Origin of the sequence: Mediterraneibacter sp. 210702-DFI.3.120 (assembly GCF_020561005.1) — a bacterium.
In the GTDB taxonomy this organism is placed as follows: domain Bacteria; phylum Bacillota; class Clostridia; order Lachnospirales; family Lachnospiraceae; genus Mediterraneibacter; species Mediterraneibacter faecis.
In genome coordinates this window covers 1-515 of record NZ_JAJCNG010000078.1, presented here as the reverse complement: position 1 = coordinate 515, position 515 = coordinate 1, and the positions used below count along the sequence as shown (strand labels likewise).

The following is a 515-nucleotide window of genomic DNA, read 5'->3' as shown; positions in this document are numbered from 1 at the left end:
GAAATATCGTGGTTGATGAATCCCACCCGGACTGGTGGCAGGATAAGAAAAATCCTGATCGGCATGGAATCCGCATTCCGGTACTTGATGAAAACGGAGTACAGAAAGTCGGGGCAAGAAACCGAAAACAATGGAAACGGGTTCTGACCGATGCTACCGGCTGGAATAATCCAAAGAATTGTGAGTTATGGCGAAGCGAATGGGCTGGGATGTGTAACCGGCATTTATCCATAGACAATCAGATTGACCACCGCTCTTATGAAAGACAGGGCAAATTAAAAATCCCTACGATTCATGAGGGTGCGGATGCAAGAAAGATTGAGGAAAAATATCTCACCGGACAGATATGGAATGGTTCATGGAAGGTAGAGGAAAACCAGATGATTAAAAAACAAAATGCACTACTGCAAAAGGTAATCACAACCTTTGGTAAGGTATCCGGTGCATTGTCAATATGGAAGGAGTGGTTGAATGACATTAGAAGAAAGCAAAGAAGTAATTCCCATGATGGAAGC

General features: G+C 43.5%; 1 protein-coding gene. It reads left to right on the top strand.

Features of this window, described 5'->3' with window-relative positions; genetic code table 11:
• A partial coding sequence (locus tag LI162_RS16105) for a MobA/MobL family protein (RefSeq protein ID WP_227156878.1) occupies positions 1-515 on the top strand: 515 nt, incomplete at both ends.